Source organism: Nostoc sp. TCL240-02 (assembly GCF_013343235.1).
Taxonomy (GTDB): Bacteria; Cyanobacteriota; Cyanobacteriia; order Cyanobacteriales; family Nostocaceae; genus Nostoc.
In genome coordinates, this window is the sequence record NZ_CP040094.1 from 555,378 (window position 1) to 574,897 (window position 19,520).

15 protein-coding genes and 1 tRNA gene are annotated in these 19,520 nt (G+C 43.3%); 10 read left to right on the forward strand and 6 right to left on the reverse strand.

Features of this window, described 5'->3' with window-relative positions:
* Positions 1-5: 5 nt before the first annotated feature.
* Positions 6-899: a hypothetical protein gene (locus tag FBB35_RS02495; RefSeq protein WP_174708335.1), complete on the forward strand. Its 894-nt coding sequence runs from the start codon at positions 6-8 to the stop codon at positions 897-899.
* Positions 900-928: 29 nt separating this feature from the next.
* Here FBB35_RS02495 and FBB35_RS02500 read toward each other — a convergent pair whose 3' ends face one another.
* Positions 929-1,630, reverse strand: a complete 702-nt coding sequence (locus tag FBB35_RS02500; protein ID WP_174708336.1) for a peptidoglycan-binding protein — start codon at positions 1,628-1,630, stop codon at positions 929-931.
* Between the two features lie 434 nt (positions 1,631-2,064).
* On the opposite strand from FBB35_RS02500, the gene FBB35_RS02505 reads away from it, so the two are divergent.
* From FBB35_RS02505 to FBB35_RS02535, 7 genes are all read left to right on the forward strand, one after another.
* Positions 2,065-3,534, forward strand: a complete 1,470-nt coding sequence (locus FBB35_RS02505; RefSeq protein WP_174708337.1) for a hypothetical protein — start codon at positions 2,065-2,067, stop codon at positions 3,532-3,534.
* Between the two features lie 240 nt (positions 3,535-3,774).
* Complete coding sequence (gene rimP, locus FBB35_RS02510) at positions 3,775-4,236, forward strand: ribosome maturation factor RimP (RefSeq protein WP_114081475.1); 462 nt, start codon at positions 3,775-3,777, stop codon at positions 4,234-4,236.
* 223 nt (positions 4,237-4,459) lie between these two features.
* Positions 4,460-5,737 carry a transcription termination factor NusA gene (gene nusA / locus FBB35_RS02515; protein WP_174708338.1) on the forward strand — a complete coding sequence of 426 codons (1,278 nt, stop codon included), beginning with the start codon at positions 4,460-4,462 and terminating at the stop codon, positions 5,735-5,737.
* Positions 5,738-5,885: 148 nt separating this feature from the next.
* Positions 5,886-6,155 (forward strand): YlxR family protein, encoded by a 270-nt coding sequence (locus tag FBB35_RS02520; RefSeq protein WP_012412015.1) that lies wholly within the window; start codon positions 5,886-5,888, stop codon positions 6,153-6,155.
* A 482-nt stretch (positions 6,156-6,637) separates the two neighbouring features.
* The gene (gene infB / locus FBB35_RS02525; RefSeq protein ID WP_174708339.1) at positions 6,638-9,808 is read left to right on the forward strand and encodes a translation initiation factor IF-2; all 3,171 of its coding nucleotides are present in this window, start codon (positions 6,638-6,640) and stop codon (positions 9,806-9,808) included.
* Between the two features lie 103 nt (positions 9,809-9,911).
* A complete protein-coding gene (locus tag FBB35_RS02530; RefSeq protein ID WP_174708340.1) occupies positions 9,912-10,541 on the forward strand; it encodes a low-complexity tail membrane protein in 630 nt (209 codons plus the stop codon).
* 185 nt (positions 10,542-10,726) lie between these two features.
* A complete protein-coding gene (locus FBB35_RS02535) occupies positions 10,727-10,924 on the forward strand; it encodes a hypothetical protein (RefSeq protein ID WP_174708341.1) in 198 nt (65 codons plus the stop codon).
* On the opposite strand, the gene FBB35_RS02540 is transcribed toward FBB35_RS02535, so the two are convergent.
* Entirely contained in the window at positions 10,921-11,457 is a 537-nt protein-coding gene (locus FBB35_RS02540; protein ID WP_174708342.1) for an alpha/beta hydrolase, read from the reverse strand. The two genes, FBB35_RS02535 and FBB35_RS02540, sit on opposite strands and share 4 nt — an antisense overlap.
* Positions 11,458-11,898: 441 nt before the next feature.
* On the opposite strand from FBB35_RS02540, the gene FBB35_RS02545 reads away from it, so the two are divergent.
* The gene (locus tag FBB35_RS02545) at positions 11,899-13,593 is read left to right on the forward strand and encodes a DUF1565 domain-containing protein (RefSeq protein WP_174708343.1); all 1,695 of its coding nucleotides are present in this window, start codon (positions 11,899-11,901) and stop codon (positions 13,591-13,593) included.
* A 343-nt stretch (positions 13,594-13,936) separates the two neighbouring features.
* Here the strand turns inward: FBB35_RS02545 and FBB35_RS02550 are convergent, their stop codons facing one another.
* A complete protein-coding gene (locus FBB35_RS02550) occupies positions 13,937-14,230 on the reverse strand; it encodes a DUF3493 domain-containing protein (RefSeq protein ID WP_174708344.1) in 294 nt (97 codons plus the stop codon).
* A 33-nt stretch (positions 14,231-14,263) separates the two neighbouring features.
* Between FBB35_RS02550 and FBB35_RS02555 the strand changes: the two genes are divergently transcribed.
* A tRNA-Thr gene (locus FBB35_RS02555) sits at positions 14,264-14,335 on the forward strand.
* A 126-nt stretch (positions 14,336-14,461) separates the two neighbouring features.
* Here FBB35_RS02555 and FBB35_RS02560 read toward each other — a convergent pair.
* From FBB35_RS02560 to FBB35_RS02570, 3 genes are all read right to left on the reverse strand, one after another.
* Positions 14,462-15,505 carry a M42 family metallopeptidase gene (locus FBB35_RS02560; RefSeq protein ID WP_174713503.1) on the reverse strand — a complete coding sequence of 348 codons (1,044 nt, stop codon included), beginning with the start codon at positions 15,503-15,505 and terminating at the stop codon, positions 14,462-14,464.
* Between the two features lie 13 nt (positions 15,506-15,518).
* Entirely contained in the window at positions 15,519-16,598 is a 1,080-nt protein-coding gene (locus FBB35_RS02565; RefSeq protein ID WP_174708345.1) for an SGNH/GDSL hydrolase family protein, read from the reverse strand.
* 317 nt (positions 16,599-16,915) lie between these two features.
* Positions 16,916-18,310, reverse strand: coding sequence for an S-layer homology domain-containing protein (locus FBB35_RS02570; RefSeq protein ID WP_174708346.1), 1,395 nt, complete (start codon positions 18,308-18,310; stop codon positions 16,916-16,918).
* Positions 18,311-19,520: the final 1,210 nt, after the last annotated feature.

Sequence of the window (19,520 nt, forward strand, 5' to 3'; positions counted from 1 at the left end):
ATTTTATGGGCTTTGGTATTGGTGATTTATTTTGGATTTTCCTGCTTCTAACTTCCTTACAACCCCTTTGGCAAAAACGTCAAATAGAATATCGCCGCTTGCGTGCTTTACAAGAATTTCAACAAGAACGCAAAAGTCGGGTAATTTTGTTAATTCACCGCCAAGAGTCTATTAGCTTTCTGGGAATTCCCATATCTCGCTACATTACTATCGAAGACTCAGAACAAATCTTACGAGCTATTCGCCTCACACCCCCAGATGTGCCAATTGACTTAATTTTGCACACTCCTGGCGGTTTGGTTTTGGCAACAGAACAAATCGCCAGAGCATTAATTCGCCACCAGGCAAAAGTCACAGTCTTTGTCCCGCACTATGCCATGAGTGGCGGTACAATGCTTGCCCTGGCCTCTGATGAAATTATTATGGATGCTAACGCTGTCTTGGGGCCAGTTGATCCCCAATTGGGCAATTACCCCGCAGCAAGTATTCTACAAGTGATTGAAGATAAACCCATCAGTGAGATTGACGATCAAACTTTAATTATGGCCGACCTCTCACGCAAAGCAATTGGGCAGGTACAGAGGTTTGTAAGAACTTTGCTTAAAGACAGTATACCCAAACAAAAAGTTTTGCCAGAAAATATCGAATCGATTATCGAAGCCTTAACAACCGGGCGCGTCACCCACGATTATCCCATAATTATTGAAGAAGCAACAGAAATGGGGCTGCCCGTAACTGTCGGACTGCCCCATTCTATTTATGATCTTATGGACTTGTACCCACAGGCGCAAGGAGGGCGACCCAGCGTGCAGTACATTCCTATGCCTTACAATGACGGTCGTCCAATTCTACCTATACCCAAGGGTAGACCCTTAGAAGAACCAAATCAGATGACTTGAGGGTCTTTGGGTAGGGGTTTTTGTGGAGACTAGGGTGTAGATGTTGGCGTAGCTGTCGGTGTAGCCGTTGGCGTAGCTGTTGGCGTAGCTGTTGGCGTAGCTGTTGGCGTAGCTGTCGGTGTAGCTGTTGGTGTAGCTGTTGGTGTAGCTGTTGGTTTAGCTGTTGGTTTAGCTGTTGGTTTAGCTGTTGGTTTAGCTGTTGGCGTAGCTGTTGGTTTAGCCGTTGGTTTCGTTGTTGGTTTAGCTGTTGGCTGACTCAAGACTGTCTTTGCTTCTTCATTCAGCTTTTGGCGGAGTGCTAAATTAGCAATTCCAGTTTCTTGCAACTGATGTTTCTTTTGATACTCCTTCACTACTTCTTCCGTGCGGGAACCGTAAAAATGATCGCGCGGTAGGGGAGGATTAGGCTTGACTACTGCATTCAAATTTGTGTGCAGAATTTGAACAATGTTAGCAGCAAAATCTTGGGTTTTTGGCCCTGCTATCCCATCAACTGGTTTTAGCTTATAACCTGTCTGAAATTCACGAATTGCCTTTTTGGTTTCCTCATCTGTCAAAGGACCATTTGTTACCTTGACGTTATAGCCTAGACCTCGCAACACAGAACGGAATTGCTGGGGCGTATAGCTACGTTGAGGTGCTGCGAAACCTGTGTCTGCTATTACCACACTAGCGCTTATCAGGCAAGTAACAGCAAAAGTCGCGCTTGATTTTCCAAAACCACACCACATATTTAAAACTCCTTTGGATTAAATCAGCAGGATTATAAATGTTAACAGCTGCATTTTAAGTTTGTTTAATAACTTTTTTCGCGATTTTTTAATGATTTTTGAATAATTTTTGAATAATTTTTGCCGAAGTTAACAAGGTGTATAAAAAATAATTCATGTCATCCATCAAAAGACATATCTTGTATTGGCAGAGATGCAGAGGTTATTATTTGAAGCGAATACACGCTTTGAACACTCAATTGCGATATTGATGCATTTATGTGGATCGGTGTCAACTTAAGCCCTTTGTCTCTAAGCATTTTTTAACCTTAAGTTGACATAAATACATATACATACATTTATACTGAGGTCTACTCAACTGCAAATTGCTGTATTTGGTTGGAAAGAAACGAAAATTAATAAATGGAAGAGCTGATATTCTAAATATCCAAAAAATGTATAATATGCAACAAAAAAAGAAAGATATAAAGTCTTCTAAGCAGAAAAATCTTTGGTTTGAAAGATTTATGGCAATTACTGCCACTGTAAATTTAGGTTTAGTTTTGTTTAATTTAAGTTACGTACCTTGGCGAGATTTTTACTTGCGGAAGTTTCCGCAAGTTATTCAGATTTATGACCCAATAAAAGGTATTGAACCCCACCGAGACACAAAAAGTTATCTAGAAACAGTAGACGCATTAGAAGAACAAGTCAGCCAAACAGGATTAGAGTCTTCTGAGGTAAAAAGCAGACTAGAGCAAGTAAAGCGTCTTAGCAACGAGATGATTGACAGTAACCCCTTTGCTGGAGTTAATAAAAGTGGGACTTTGGAAAAAATCAAAAAGCGGATGCGATCGCACATCGGTAACGAATCTGCAAAACAGTCCTTTGCCATTTTTTGGAGTCAGCCTTACCTCTTGCAAAATGGCTGGATTAAAGAAATTAATTTTTTTAACGAGAGCATTCGCCCTTTGATTGCCACTAACTACTACCGCCAAATCGGTGAAAGTGGCGAATTTGTGGATAATTTTTGGATTATTGACTTACCCTTCGTGATTTTATTTGGCGTAGAATTACTGGGGCGTACCTTCTTAATCAAACGCCGACATCTTGGTTTAAGCTGGTTTGAAGCAATATTGTGGCGTTGGTACGACGTATTTTTAGTCCTACCATTTTGGCGTTGGTTGCGAATCTTACCTGTATTAGTCCGCCTCGATCAAGCGCATTTATTGAATCTCCATCCAGTGCGAAAGCAAATTCATCAGGGGATTGTCGCCAATTTTGCTGAAGAACTCACAGAAGTAGTAGTAGTAAGGGTAATTAACCAGGTTCAGGGTTCAATTCAACGGGGTGAGTTAACGCATTGGCTCTCACAACAAGAAAATTTACGTCCCTACATAGATATTAATAATGTCAATGAAGTCGAAGCGATCGCAGGTCTTTTGGTAAAAACAATTGTTTACCAAGTCTTACCTGATATTCAACCTGCGATCGTCGCCATTTTGCGCCACAACATCGAAACCGTCTTCCATCAAGTCCCCGTCTACCGCAACCTCCAGAATCTTCCTGGTGTGGGAAAAGCTCAAACTCAGTTAAGCGAACAACTGGCAACGCAAATCACAACTAATCTTTACAAAACTTTAGTTAGCGCTGTTGAAGACCCTGTTGGCGCAAAACTCACCAGTCAACTTGTAGAAAAGTTTAGCGAAGCTTTGGGATCTGAAATGAAGGAAAAACACGTACTTTCCGAAATTCAGAGTTTACTTTTTGACTTCTTAGAGGAAATCAAAATCAACTACGTCCAGCGTTTATCCCAAGAAGACATAGACCAAATTATCGAGCAAACCAGGCAGCTACGCACACAAGCATCAGTTCCAACAGTCGTTGATAAAAGCACCACTTCCCCAAAAATACGCGAAGGGTAGAGAAGCTGGGAGGCAGGGGAGCAGGGGGCAGAGGAGCAGAGGAGAAATTACAGTAAGTCTTACCCCAATGCCCTATACCCAATTCCCAATGCCCTATACCCAATGCCTATACTCGACTCTCCATTAAATGCGCTAAACTCGAATGAGGGCGAACCATCATTGATTCGTCACAAGACTTCTTGGAAGATATACCTATCGCAGGAAGTGGGTCAGTGCCCACTTTTTTTATTGAATTCTCTCATGGCTCATCCTTTAGTTCCACAAATTATTGATTTGGCGACACCAGTAGCAGAAGAACTGGGATTGGAAGTGGTTGGCGTGGTCTTTCACACTCACCAAAGTCCACCAGTGTTGCGGGTAGACATTCGCAATCCTCAGCAAGACACCGGATTGAATGATTGTGAGAGGATGAGCCGTGCTTTAGAAGCCTCCTTAGATGCTGCGGAAATCGTTCCAGATACATACGTCTTGGAAGTGTCTAGTCCTGGTATTTCGCGGCAACTGGTAACAGACAGGGAGTTTATTTCCTTTAAAGGATTTCCTGTCATTATTTCCACAACGCTTCCCTACGACGGACAACAAGAGTGGATTGGTCAGTTGATTCGCCGGGATGAGACAACACTTTACTTAAACCAAAAAGGTCGTGTAGTCGAAATTCCCCGCTCCCTAATTACTAAGGTGCAGCTAGACGAGCGCCGATAAACAAAGGGCTAGGGCTTAGGAGTTACAGACTAGAGGAGCTTGGCTAGAGGCTAGAGGTTAGGAGCTAAAGGCTAGAGGTTATGGACTAAGAGCTAGAGGTTAGGGATTAGTGAAAAACTATTCTCTGATCCCTGGCTCTAATGCGTAGTTTTCAGTCCCCAGTCCCCATTCCCCATTCTCCAGTCCCCAGTCCCCAGTCCCTGATTTTTAAAGGAGATTGCTTATGTCAATGGTTACTTTACCTGGATTAAAAGAATTAATTGAAAGTATAAGTCGTGAGCGGAATTTACCCCGTCTTGCAGTTCAATCAGCTATTAGAGAAGCACTACTCAAAGGCTACGAACGTTATCGTCGCGCCCAAAATTTAGAGCGAAAACAGTTTGACGAAGATTATTTTGAAAATTTTGAAGTAGAACTCGATATTGACGAAGAGGGATTTCGCGTTCTTTCCACCAAAACCATCGTTGAAGAAGTAAATAACACAGACCATCAGATTTCTCTAGACGAAGTTCAACAAGTAGCTCCCGAAGCGCAGTTAGGAGACTCTGTTGTACTAGATGTGACTCCCGACCAAGGAGAATTTGGTCGGATGGCGGCAATGCAAACTAAGCAAGTATTGGCGCAAAAATTACGGGATCAACAGCGCCAAATGGTGCAAGAAGAGTTCCAAGATTTAGAAGGAACTGTTTTGCAAGCAAGAGTCCTACGGTTTGAGCGGCAATCTGTGGTTTTGGCAGTTAGCAGTGGCTTTGGTCAGCCAGAAGTAGAAGCCGAATTACCGAAGCGGGAACAGTTGCCTAACGATAATTATCGGGCAAATGCCACCTTCAAGGTATATCTCAAAAAAGTCTCCCAAGGTCAGCAACGAGGTCCACAGTTGCTGGTATCTCGTGCTGATGCGGGTTTAGTGGTTTATCTGTTTGCCAACGAAGTCCCAGAAATCGAAGATGAAGTGGTACGGATTGTTGCCGTAGCAAGGGAGGCAAACCCCCCCTCCCGTTATGTTGGTCCCCGGACTAAAATAGCAGTAGATACGCTCGATCGCGATGTAGACCCAGTTGGTGCTTGTATCGGAGCCAGGGGATCGCGAATTCAAGTGGTAGTCAATGAATTACGCGGTGAAAAAATAGATGTAATTCGCTGGTCGCCAGACCCAGCAACGTACATCGCTAATGCTTTAAGTCCAGCACGGGTAGATGAAGTACGCCTCATGGACCCTGAATCTCGGCAAACTCACGTACTTGTGGCTGAAGATCAACTAAGTTTAGCTATTGGGAAAGAAGGACAAAACGTCCGTTTGGCAGCCCGCCTGACTGGTTGGAAAATAGATATCAAAGACAAAGCTAAATACGACTATGCCGGAGAGGATGAGAAATTTACCGCCGTCAGAGCAAAATATCAGACAGAGGAAGATGAGCTTGAATTCGACGAAGAATTAGAAGATGAAAATCAGGACGAATTAGAAGAGGAGGATAGTTTTGACAATAACGATGACGAATAATTGATTAACCTTGTAAAGTTTTGATAATGTTGGTTGTAGTCCGAGTCTTAAAGATTATTTCCTGAAAGACATCTTGGTATAAGTAAAAAATAGTAATAAAAAACTTATTTTTACACCCAGAATGCTGGACTGAGATCGCAGAAAACTGATGAAACCAAATTATCGGCGCTGTATTAGTTGCCGGAAAGTAGGCTCAAAAGATGAGTTTTGGCGGATTGTCCGCGTCTTTCCATCGGGAAAGGTACAATTAGATCGGGGCATGGGGCGTTCTGCCTATATTTGTCCGCAAACGAGTTGCTTACAAGCGGCTCAAAAAAAAAATCGACTAGGGCGATCGCTACATGCATCAGTGCCAGAAACACTGTACCAAAGCTTGTCGCAACGTCTAGCCAGCAGCAATACCCAAAACCAAATTTAATCGGAATAACTTTGTGACATCATCACCAGAGGAATTGTGCCAAAGCCGAAGTCGTGCTTTCATCACACCCTCTGTTGATCATTAAGGTTAGTGCCAAAATAGTAAATGGGTGTAAAAGGCATTCGACTCTCCAATAATTTAAGGGGGGCGAGGCAACACTCCCAGAACAAGATGTAATCAATTGTGTTGTGGAAGATTCAGAATCAACAAAACAAGAAACTACAAAATGGCAACCTGGTAGCGCTCAGGCGCAGTTCGGCATCAAGGATTCCTATAAAAATCTTTTATTTAAAAAATTTTTATGGGTGTCCCTCAACCATCATTCCTGGTGGGGATGCCATTATTAAACCGAAACATCTCTCTTTCCTGATTGGAGGCACCGGCAAAAACTAAACGGCGGTCTAAAAACAGTAATCCAAGGATGGAGATGTCGCAAACCAGGCAACCATCCGCTAAAACTGTAAATTAAAGGGGAAGAGTGGATGACCAACGGCAAAGTTAGAATCTATGAATTATCAAAGGAATTGAATTTGGATAACAAAGAGCTACTAGCAATTTGCGACCAGCTCAGTATCGCGGTCAAAAGTCATAGCAGCACGATTTCAGAATCCGAGGCAGAAAACATCCGCACGGCAGCAGAAAAGCTCGCAGCTACGAATGTTTCAGCCAAAAAGGAACTAGGTACAACCAGCCATAAGCCAAATTCACCACCAAACGGCGGACGTAACCGACCTGCTGCACCCCACAAACAGCAAATTTTGGAAATACGCAAACCCAAAATATTGAGAAATACTACCTCCAACGCCCCAGAGGCGTCAGTTGCCAACAATACCCAAGCTGCCTTGTCTGAAGCTAATTCTCCCTCACCTCCACGGCCTTTTGCTACACCAGCCTCACCCATGAAGCCGACGGCACCAACTCGACCTGTGCCTCGGACTCAATCTGAGACTCAAGAGCAACCTTCTGTCACCGATTTGGAACAAACACCTAATCCAAGTCAGACACCGGAAAAAGTAGCATCCCAAAAACCGGACAAAGTAGTTCCACCAAGACCGAAATCGGAAAAACCTCAAAAACCGCAATTAGTTGCCCCTCCGGCAAGACCGGCGGCAGAAGTAGCCCAAGCAGAAATAGCCCAAGTGTTAGATGAGCCGGTATCTCAAGCAGATAAACCGATTCTCAAACGCGACCAACGGCTACGACCAGTTGAAGGCGATCGCGAACAAATTAAACCCAGAATTGCTAAACTGCCAACTGACCAGTCTCCACAATCTGCGCCACAAAGACAGGCCAGGCCTACCCCTGCACCCACCAGACCAGAGCAGAGAGGCAATCGACCATCTGCACCATCACAACTAGGAGAGGGGCAAAGACCCAGACCAGCGCGTCCTGGTGAATCTGTAGCAGCCGCAATGCCGATCGCTACTCCACCCAGACAAATGTCAGGAATAGCGGGCAAATCTCAAGGATTGGGTGATGAGCCAGTCACACCCGATCTGCTCGACTTGAAACGCCCAAGTCCACCTCGCCCAACCAAAGGCGGCAAAAAGTGGGTAGAAGAGGAAATAATTGACGAAGTTAAAGAGAAGGCAAAAGCTGGCGTAAAAGGCAAGCGGATCAAGCCGATACTGGACGATGAATTTGAAGAAGATTTGCTGGATGATGACGACATCGACTCACCAGCTACCGTCCAAGTCAGCCTTTCCATCGCCCGTCCTCCCAAACCAAAAGCGACTCGACCTGTACAGATGCCAGGCGCAACACTTGCTAGTGCCCCAACTGCTAGAGGAAGTAGAAAACCTGGTTCTAAATCTGGTTCTAGCCGTGACCATCACAATAACCGTCGCCAGCAAGAAGTCGATACAAAGCGTGATCGTCCCGAAAAAGTGACGATCACAGGCCCCCTGACTGTGCAAGAACTGTCTGACGTTTTAGCTGTTCCTGATACAGAGATTGTGAAAATCTTGTTCCTCAAAGGGATGGCCGTGAGTATCACCCAAAATCTGGATATTCCCACAATTACCCTAGTAGGAAAAGAATTAGAAATAGAAGTCGAAACCGTCGAGCGAGAAGCAGAAGCTCGGAAAATTACGGAAATGGTCGGCGCAGAAGACCAAGAATATCTTCATCGCCGTCCGCCTGTCGTGACAATTATGGGTCACGTAGACCACGGTAAAACAACCCTGCTCGACTCAATCCGCAAAACCAAAGTGGCTGCTGGCGAAGCTGGCGGTATCACTCAGCACATTGGTGCATACCATGTAGATATAGTACATGAGGGCAAACCACAGCAGATAGTCTTCCTAGATACTCCTGGTCACGAAGCTTTTACGGCGATGCGGGCACGAGGAGCGCGGGTAACAGACATTGCTGTGTTAGTAGTAGCTGCTGATGATGGTGTCCGTCCCCAAACCATTGAAGCCATTAGTCACGCCCAAGCTGCGGGGGTGCCAATTGTTGTTGCAATCAACAAGATTGATAAAGAAGGGGCACAGCCAGAGCGGGTGAAACAAGAACTGACCCAGTATGGTCTGACCGCAGAAGACTGGGGTGGTGAGACAATCATGGTTCCTGTGAGCGCCATCAGAGGTGAAAATCTAGATACACTCTTAGAGATGATTCTCTTGGTAGCAGAAGTTGGAGAACTATCTGCCAACCCAGATCGGGCCGCCAAAGGAACTGTCATTGAAGCACATCTGGATAAAGCCAAGGGAGCAGTTGCTACCCTGCTAATTCAGAATGGCACCCTGCATGTGGGAGATATCTTAGTAGCTGGCTCGGCTTTCGGTAAAGTCCGGGCGATGGTAGATGACAGAAGTAAGAGAGTAGATATTGCTTCTCCTTCCTTTGCTGTCGAGGTGTTGGGTTTAAGTGATGTGCCAGCAGCAGGCGACGAGTTCGAGGTTTTCCAGAACGAAAAAGAAGCCAGATCCCTCGCTAGCGATCGCGCCGACAGACAACGCCTATCCCGCCTGTTACAAGGACGTGTTACCCTCACAACCTTATCGGCTCAAGCACAAGAAGGCGAGTTGAAAGAACTCAACTTGATCTTGAAAGGAGACGTACAAGGTTCCGTAGAAGCCATTGTGGGAGCGCTCAAGCAAATTCCTCAAAACGAAGTCCAAATTCGGATGCTCTTGGCTACTGCTGGGGAAATCACCGAGACAGACATCGACTTAGCAGCTGCCAGTAATGCTGTAATCATTGGCTTCAACACCACCTTTGCCAGTGGCGCTAGACAAGCCGCCGATGAAGCGGGTGTAGATGTCCGGGAATATAACGTCATTTACAAACTTCTAGAAGATATCCAAGATGCTTTGGAAGGTCTTTTGGAACCAGAGTTGGTGGAAGAACCCTTGGGTCAAACCGAAGTCCGTGCCGTCTTCCCAGTCGGTCGCGGTGCTGTCGCCGGTTGCTACGTTCAATCTGGCAAGCTAGTTCGTAACTGCAAAGTTAGGGTACGACGCGGCGGTAAGGTGATTTATGAAGGTGTCCTTGATTCCCTAAAACGGATGAAAGAAGATGCCCGTGAAGTCAACGCCGGTTATGAATGCGGTGTCGGTATGGATAAATTCAATGATTGGGTTGAAGGTGACATCATCGAATCCTATCAGATGGTTACGAAGCGCCGCACTCTCACCTTAACGAGATAGTGTTAAGGGTAAAATGGTTAGAAGTTAGGAGTAATAAATTAGGAGTTAGGAGTTAAAGACTGCTAATTTCTAACTCCTAACTCTTAACTCATAACTTTTTATTATGCATTCATTTCGCTCTGAACCTATTTTGTGGATTCACGTCGCTGGATTAGCGACGTTGCCTGTTTTTTTAGTCCTCTGTTTATTGTTTTTGTCTGTAGGCAAACCGTTTTTGCCAGTCTGGATGGAGCTATCTTTAGTTGCTGCAATTGGTATTCTCCCCCTGCTATGGATGCAGTTACGTCGCCCTTTTTATATATTTGCTCTTCTAGGAATAGCCCTAAAACCAGAAAATCTGACTGAGCGGCAGCGAAAAATTCTCTGTTTAATTAATACAAAGTTAAATCGTATCCTGGCATTAGTGGCAGCAGTCTTGTCGATTTTGGTGCTGTGGCATCTTTACCAATTTGCCCCATTAGTAGCAGATTCAGCCAAATTCCTTCCACAATGGCGCAGCCTTGCACTAGTGCTTGCGGGATTAGCCTTTTTAGGAAGCAATCTATTTTTACAAATACCTGTGAGTGTAATGCGAGTTTTAGTGATTAATGAGACAGAATTCGCTGGCATAGAACCATTATCTTTAGAAAAGATTAAGCAAGATTTCACAATTTTAGGGGTGCGGGTTAATCAAATCGTGCCCCGATTATTGCAATCCTTGTTTAGGATTAATACAGATTCATCACAGCCCTGAAAGTAATATTATTTACTTTAAAAGGCTAAAAATAAGCAGTAGGGAAAGTAGGAGAGGGAGGGAGCAGGGGGCAGAGAGAGAAGGAGAATAACTATACTCAATTCCCAATTCCCAATTACCGATGCTCAATGCCCCATACCCAATGCCAAATTACCTTGCAAATAAAAATAAAGGAATGAGGAACTATGGCTCAAATTCCAGCTTCTAGCGATCGCCAATTTTCTGCTGATACTGAAATTTGGTATAGCCTCAAATGTGCGATCTCCACTAGTTCCGGTTTTCAACGCTGGCAAGTAGAACGTGATGCTCAATTACACGGAATTCGCTTGGAACAGCAAGTACAAAAGTATTTAAGGGAAACTTTAGAAACTTTAGCTTACTAAAAATTGATTAAATCTTGTAGGCTTGTTTGCAAGCGACGAAGTTGACGGTATGCATCCTCCAAGCGTTTGCCATCAACTTCCACTTCATTGGTGGGATTATTTTGAATAATTTCAATTAGCGACACCTGTCCATCTTGACTTGCAGAAAGTACCAAAGCAGATCGCAAAGCCTGCCGATCTGCTCTGTGAGACGGTGTATAAATAACTTGACTAATTTGATCCAAAATAATATTATCAATCTGGCTATTGAGAACTCTATCTAAAAATACCAGGTTTACTTTCACAGGCTCCGTTAAATACTGACGAATGACTTTAGGATCTTGTCTGGCTAACGCAAAATCAACTCGTAATGAACGTGAAAGTTCACCTGTTTGGACAAAGGTGGATAGTTCGCCTACTGAAAGTGATTCACGGAAAATACCATAGTTCAACACTACTTGTTCCGCAGCAAAGGCAGGAGTAGACAAAAGTACAAGATAGGTACTACCTAGTAAAACCAAGGTGCGACGCAACCCCAAAAATTTAAAACGCATTTCTTCCAATTTCTAATAGGTTTGCTTTTCCTGTGATGATATTCCAGCAGAATTACTTGCGGCATCTGGCTTTAGGAAATACCAAAAAATAAATAATTCAGTAATCGAAGCAAAGACAGACAGGATGAGCGCTTAGACAAAACAGCGATAGACATTGCCTTATCTTGAAAGCCTACAGCTTGGCAAAAAAAATCCACCTAACATCTCAATTAACTAGACTTGGGACTTAACAAGGGGCAAACTTCCCCTGTCTTGTACTAGTAAAATTTTCTGAATAAAATAATATAACTAATGTATAAGTTCTGTGATGTATCTAAGGAAATTAGCTGAATCAGTGCTAATCATCCAGTATAGTTTGGCATGGGTTTTACAGCAGCTATAAGACTGCTAGTTTCAACCTTGTTCGACATACCGTAATTCAGCACATCACAGACGGAAAAAATGAAATATTGGGGTTTTCACATTTCTATAGCGAAAAATTTTCGCCTTCTTTCTAGCAGTCATCTCAGATATACTTTACGCGGGGGAGCCGGACTAACGGCAATGCTTGCGGTTTACTGCGGTTCAATATTACTACCCGGTGCGGTTAATGCTGGTGCGACTCACCCACAAGGTATCGCCCCAACTCTCACAGCACAAGTCCCGACAACCGCCGCAGCAATTTATGTTAATCCCGCAACTGGTGTAGATAGTGCTAGTGCTGGTACAACCTCAGCTGCACCTTACAAAAGCATCAGTTTCGCTCTCAGTCAAGCCCAAGCAGGTGCAGTTATTCAATTAGCACCTGGAAACTATAACCAGGAAAGTGGCGAAACCTTCCCATTGTTGCTTAAACCAGGAGTTACACTGCGGGGTGATGAGGCTAGTAAAGGTCAGGCAATATTAATTACAGGTGGAGGTTTCTACACTAGTCGCACCTTTGCCAGACAGGACATTACCATCCTTGCCGAACAAGATACCACCATTACTGGCGTCACCGTTACCAACCCAAATAGCCGGGGTACGGCTGTGTGGGTGGAATCAACTAATCCCACTATCAAAAACAGTACTTTTACTAACAGTGTTAGAGAGGGTGTTTTTGTCACGGGTACAGGCAATCCTAAAATTGAAAGTAACATCTTTGTGCAAAACAAAGGCAATGGGATTTCAATTGCTAAAGCTGCTCAAGGAGAAATTCGGGGTAACTTATTTCAGGATACTGGTTTTGGTCTAGCGATCGGTGGTACTTCCACACCCCTAATTGTGGAAAACCAAATCGTCGAAAACCAAGATGGTCTTTTTATCTCAGAGTCAGCGAAGCCCGTATTGCGTAAGAATGTCATTCAGAACAATAAGCGGGATGGTGTAGTAGCAACTGTTAGTGCTTTACCTGACCTTGGCACCAACGAAAATCCTGGTGGTAATCTTATCCGCAATAACACTCGTTATGATGTGAACAACGCCACTAAAACTAGTAAAATTGTCGCTGTTGGCAACGATATCGATCAGAAAAAGATTTTTGGCTCAGTAGATTTTGTTGCCGCAGCTGTTGATGTACCGCCTGGAGGGCCTGTTGCCTTTAAAGATGTGCCAGCAAATTACTGGGCAAAAACCTACATCGAAGCTTTAGCTTCTCAAAATATTATTGCTGGCTTTCCTGATGGCAGCTTTAAACCCAATGAACCTGTAACCCGCGCTCAATTTGCCACTATTGTCACTAAAGCTTTAACACCACCAGCCAAACGCGCAGGTATTAAGTTTAAAGATGTAGCAACAAATTTCTGGGCTTACGCTGCAATTCAATCTGCTTACCAGAGTCAATTTGTTTCTGGTTATCCTGATGGCACTTTTAAACCACAGCAGCAAATTCCCAGAGTGCAGGCGCTAGTTTCTTTAGCTAATGGTTTGGGCTTAACTGCGAATAATCAGAACGTCCTTTCTTTTTATACCGATGCTGCCCAGATTCCTAATTATGCGATCGCTCCTGTTGCCGCTGCAACTGCGCGGCAACTAGTAATCAACTATCCCACAGCGAAGCAACTCAATCCTAATCGTGAAGCGACTAGAGCCGAGGTTGCTGCCTTTGTTTACCAGGCACTTGTCAGTGCTGGTCGTGCTCAACCAATTCCTTCATCCTATTTGGTAACAGCCCAGTAAATGCTTAGTTAGCAATCTTGAAAGCGCCAGACTAACAAAATTATTAGTCTGGCGCTTCCAAGATTACGAGTTTTATTAATTTTGGGGTTTTTTAAACATAAAATTTGGGGTCTTTAAATATAACTGACTCATTTGAATGTGATTAGGTTTATGGTCAGGGTCTTTATATTGGCTGACCCCGTTTTAATGATTTCTAGCTTCTCAGAAATTTTTACTTTTTGGGATTTCCTAATAATTTTTTATTTTTTCTCTCTTTATATTTTAATCTTCATAAAAGCATTAATCAATATAAAGATATATATAAATAAAGCAGTAAAAAAGTCATCAGCTAAAATTTTTCTCTTCAAGAATTAGGACTTTTGCCTGATTGAGGGCGTTGTTGCCGACGCTGTTCCCAGCGCCAAAGGAAGACCATTAGGGCAACTATTCCTACTTGGAGAGCTAAACTAGGCAAAGCACTTTCAACATCCCGTCCAGCAAGCACTTGGAAAAAAAACACGAATGCGCCAATCGAGCCAGAAGCACCGAAAGCGATGTAGATAAATTGTCGTAAGCCCCGATATGGAGCAGCTATTTCTGCTTTGAGGCTGGCATACTGTTCAGGGTTCAGGCGAGTTTTGAGATTTTGATCTACCATGATTAAATTGTGCTATACTCTTAGATTGTGTACGCCGATGTGGCTCAGTGGTAGAGCAGCTGATTCGTAATCAGCAGGCCGTGGGTTCAAATCCCATCATCGGCTTTGGCAAAGTATTCCTCAATACTTAAGTTTGACATAAATCAAGCATCTAGCCAAATGGGTGTAAAAACGATGCTTATGGGGGCAAACTACGCACTCTAATTTTGCCGAGTAAATTAGTTTTTAACCTTACTCAAACTCAGTTTCACAAAAAGCTTTTAACAAATCGATACAGTTAGCGATCGCTCCTAAATGAGCAATTTCATAACCATGTGTGTTTTGGGTAGGAAATGCCAAACAAGCAGCACACCCAACATGGCCAAATTTCATCGCAATTGAAGCATCACTACCAAACTGGCTTAGTATCGTTAGCTGCACTGGGATATCGAGTTGTTTGGCAGATTGGCGCAGTTGTCCATTTAGCCCCTCATCATATATCCCATAAGCATCTTGAGATAAAAGTACAGGACTTTCCCCATCTTTAAAAGGATATTCCTCAGATAACGGACAAACTTCTAAAGCAATTAACGCATCCAAAGGCTGATTTTGAGTGAAAAATAATGCCCCAATTGCTCCTACTTCTTCTTTTGCTGAAGCTACCAAATAAACATCAACAACTGGCTGTTTTAGGTTTTCAGCCAAAGCTAGCAAAATCGCAACAGAGGCTTTGTTATCCAAGGTGTAACTGGCAATATGATCCTTTAACCTAATTGGATGCTTGCGATGCTTGCCGATTACCATTCTAGTTCCAGGTCGAATGCCAGCCGCTTCTAGTTCAACAGATGTAAGCTTCGTTTCAATCCAAGCATTTTCCCACTTAACAGTAGTATCTTCCTGCTGGGCTTTTTGAGGAGATTCATGGGAAACGTGGCGGGAACCAAAGCTGAGAATTCCGCTAATGGTTTCGTTATCTCCCAATAAATCGACAACCCCTTCGCCGTAAACCCACGGGAAAGAACCGCCGAGTTTGCGGACTTCCACACGACCTTCATCACCGAGACTCTTGACAATTGCGCCAATTTCATCTTTGTGCGCTGTGATCGCAATCGCTCGGTCTGGATTTTTCCCTGGAATCTTGGCAATAATATTATCCGCGCGATCGCACCACACTTCTACACCCAGCGCTGCAAATTTTTGCATCAACAACTGGTTAATCTCAGCTTCTGCACCACTAGGAGAGTGGTGCATAACTAATTCTTCAATAATTTCAAATAAGCGATCGTAATCCCACATCAATACAGTTAGTTTAGTTTTCAACTGTTGTATGAGACAATTGTGCATCAACAACCCGGTCTGTTGCTCCAAGCGCTAATCTTTTTTGTTGACGCTTCAGCACTCCTACTGCACCAAAAGCACCAAGGGCTAAAATCCCCAAATTTATCGCAGGTTCAGGAACAGACTTAGCCTCAATCGCCGCCAGTGCAGCATCTGCAACTAACTTATGAACGCCTGTTGTTGGATGCACGGAGTCAAAGAATAAATAATCGTTTGGTTGAGAGCATACACTGATGGTTGTCTGTAAACTCCCGACTACGCAAGGGGTAGTCACATTTTGAAACCCAAATTGTCCTGGATTTGCTTCTATTTGATTAAATAGGGAAAACACATCGACAGAGATTAGATTCAAACCAGAGTTATCGCTAAATTTGCCTAGTTCCTGTGCTAATTCCTGGTTATGCTCATTTGTCAACGCAGTCAAGTTGCTAGATGAACCTGTAGCGAATGCCAATGGAATCTTACCCAAATCAGGCAAGTTAAAGACTAAAATATTTTTTGCACCAGATGAGGCAAGTAACCCTACTGCATTTGATAAATTCTGAACTGTTTGAGTCGTATTAGTAGCTTGACCAAACACATAATCATTTGCACCTCCCCACACAGCATAGAGGGCATTTGGATCAAGCTTCTGATTGGCTTGTAAGATGGGTTGCGTCAACAAGCCAACTTGCTCCAGTACTCCTGGTAACGGTGCATTAGGAACAACAGCGTTACCTTGACCAGAACTAGCACCACCGACAGCAAAGTTAATCCCTTGGTTAGGAATGCTAGGATTTAAAGTAATGTATGGAGAGGGTGTTAATCCTAACTGATCTCCAAGGTAGTCTACCCACACCTGATCATTAGAAAAACGTCCTTGAAAGTATTGTGGGTCTTGGGGGATGGCTGTTGTCGGAGCGACTAAACCACCAGTAGCAGCAAAGACATTACCAGTATCAGAAAGGCTGTCGCCAAATACGTAAAATTTACTAAAACTCGCTGCACTCGCCTTGAGCGGTAACATAAAAGATAAGAGAACAAATCCTGCGGCTACAGCTTGTTTTTTCATATTTGTTTTACCTGTGGTATTTTTTAGTTTGTTTCAAAGTAATGAAAAGGCGATCGCTGACAATTTGTCTTTTGAGTTAATTCAAAACTAAGTACGTGTATTGAGTTAATTTACGTTGTTTTACCTAACTATGCCTCAAAAATTCATCAAACACAGGTAAAAACGCTGAAAAAACTTAGATTTACATTTTCTTGATAAAAAATTAGTGTATTACAAAGAAATCGCAAACTTTCCATGCTAAAGCTTGGGCTTTGCCACTTTTCTGCTAAGGATAAACTAACCGCAACAGAATGGCGTAACCCTTCATAGACATCGCTTTAACTTCGTTTTAACTTCAAAGCTTCAGTTGCTGACACACCTTCACTCTGACTGCCGAAATACCACAAAGTCATAGCAGCCTCAGCACGAGTTACTGGTTTTTTGGGCTGAAACAGAGTTGTATAGCCAAACACCCGCCGAATATTCGATTGCTCGCCATTTTGGTAATCAGCCAGCACTGCTCTTAAAGCCTTGGGGTCAATTCGCGCTGCGTCTTGGAAACCCCAGGTTTGTTTTACTGCATCTAAGTTAGCAGAAGGTAAAGCTTGACGAGTATCTAGGGGTAATTTCCACAACAGTAATTGTTCCCGCGTTAGGGGTGCATCAGGACGAAACAAAACAGCTGTGGAATCTCCAGATAAAGGACTGGGAATTAACCCAGCTTCAGCTAATCCCTGAATTGCTGGAAAATCAGGGTCTTTTGCGGTAACATCACTAAAAATTGGTTGAGTGCTTTCTGATGCCAAGCGAATTTGTTTAGCTGGATTGCTGGCATACATAGCATTGTTAGCAGCAATTAGCCAACGAGCATATTCCCGATGTGTAACAATTTTACCCGGTTCAAACTGGTTATTTGTGGTAGTAGAATTACTCTTAGTTGCCTTTGGTTCTAGGGATAAAACACCTAATGCGGCTAAGTCTTGGATGTGTTGCCGCCATTCTTGCGGTACTTTATTCAAATCGCTGAATTCTTGAGATTCGGCTGTGGCTGTAGGAGTTGTTTGGTTATTAGCCGTACTTTGTGGCTGTGCTGCCAAGTTTGCAGGTGGTACTGGGCCAATGAACTGTGGATTTCCTGGTTGAGGAACGACGTTAGTAGTTTCGCTAGAATTTGTATTTGGGGTAGGTTGCGCCGTAGCAATACTATTCGGTATGTAATCAATCAGTAATTCTGTGGCGGTTTGGGGTTGATTGGGTGTAGCGTTAGTAACTGATTTAGGCTGAATGGAAACCTTCAACAGTAAATCGTTACGACGTACCTCAAAAGTACCTCCCGCATCATCTGTTGGCTGTTGTAAAATATGCCAGTTATTTGTTTTAAACTGGTTGCCATAAAAGCTAGCGATAAAGTTGCTAGGGTCAGAACTCAACCAACGAGTTGAGGTTTTATTTTCTGAACCGCTAGCAGGTATAACTTCCTCTAGTTTGGCATTGGCATATAGGGGGATATCTTTGGGAAAATCAGCTGGTAACTGAACTGTTGAATCGTTTGGCTGTGCTTGTGGTTGCTTACTCTGAGATTCTCCAAACACAACTGGATTGCCTTGTAACTTAGAATCTGCCGCCAGAGATTCTTCGAGGTTTTTGGCGGCTGGACTGTTAGCACAGGCTGTTAAGGAAGTCAGTAGAATAGCCCAAATTAGAAATACAGCTGGACGTTTACAGGGAAGCACAGGAAATCACAAATGAGTTTCAATTCCTACCCTAGCGCAGACTGTTCATTAATTGGGGATTGGGAATTGGGAATTGGCATCGATAAGAGATAGCGGGGACAAGGAAGAGGGGGGAGACAGGGGAGAGACTTGTTGAATAATTCTCCCTTTATCCTCCCTATCCCCATTGTCCTCCTTGTCCCCCTTGTCCCCCTCATCTCCCCCTTCCCCTCTCCGTGTTGGTGAAGATGATAATATCTCTAAAAATGAGTAAACGGTAGCAAAAGCTACCGTATTGTCTTCGTTTTACAGCCATTAGGTTTTTATAATTCCCATGCTTATTTATAGAGTTCCCAAAAATTCTGGCAAACTAACATTTTTTGGAAAAAAACAGAAATAAATGTGAAATACTTACTATACAAGAGTTTTAGGATTTTGAGGTTATAAGCTCACTGGGATATAGGACAGGCTAAGGGAGTTTGTTGTCAGTATTTTAGTGCTGCTCAAAATTAATGTGCCAGACTGCTAGATTGAGAATCTATTTTTTAGATAGTTATCCAAATATTCAATTGGCAGAATGGATAACTGATTGGGAACTCGCCAAAGAACAGTTTAGCTAGCAAAAGCTTGAATCTACTTCCAGATGCACGAACTTAATGCGATCGCTAAACACCTAAAGTGATAGACTAGGGATAAAGCCCCCTTAGCCTCACCCAAAGAGGGAAATCAATTAAAGTTCGCTAACACTGGCTTACAATCGATTCTGGAAATTATTCATCTGACGATGGTAAGCTGAATAAGGCAATAGCCGGAAAATGCGAGTGTTCAGCAATTCTAGGGACTTAGCGTAAGTTCGTTATTCTTGGCAACTGGGGTCATAAACAAAACAGTCAAGTGTCGCAGCAGTTTCCCTAATTTCTATAAATAGAATTTCTGGGGAAAGTGGTACTTATGCTGTAGTCAAGAGTTTCTTGGCAGCCTCGAAAGCAGTAAGTACTGACTCTAAAAGTGCGTAGTTTACCGCCATAGGCATCGCCCCGGTGTTATCCAAAAGGTTGTCTTAGGGCAACCCATCCCCTATTCTCCTAAGATAGGCAGGTCTTGTTTTAGGAAGGCTGGGCACAGAGTACGCTTCGTAAGTTATATATAGGCAGTACATAGTTGTTAGCTATAGCTGTTTTCCTAATCCTAATAATGATTGGGTTGAGGCAAACAAGACACTTCATTGGAT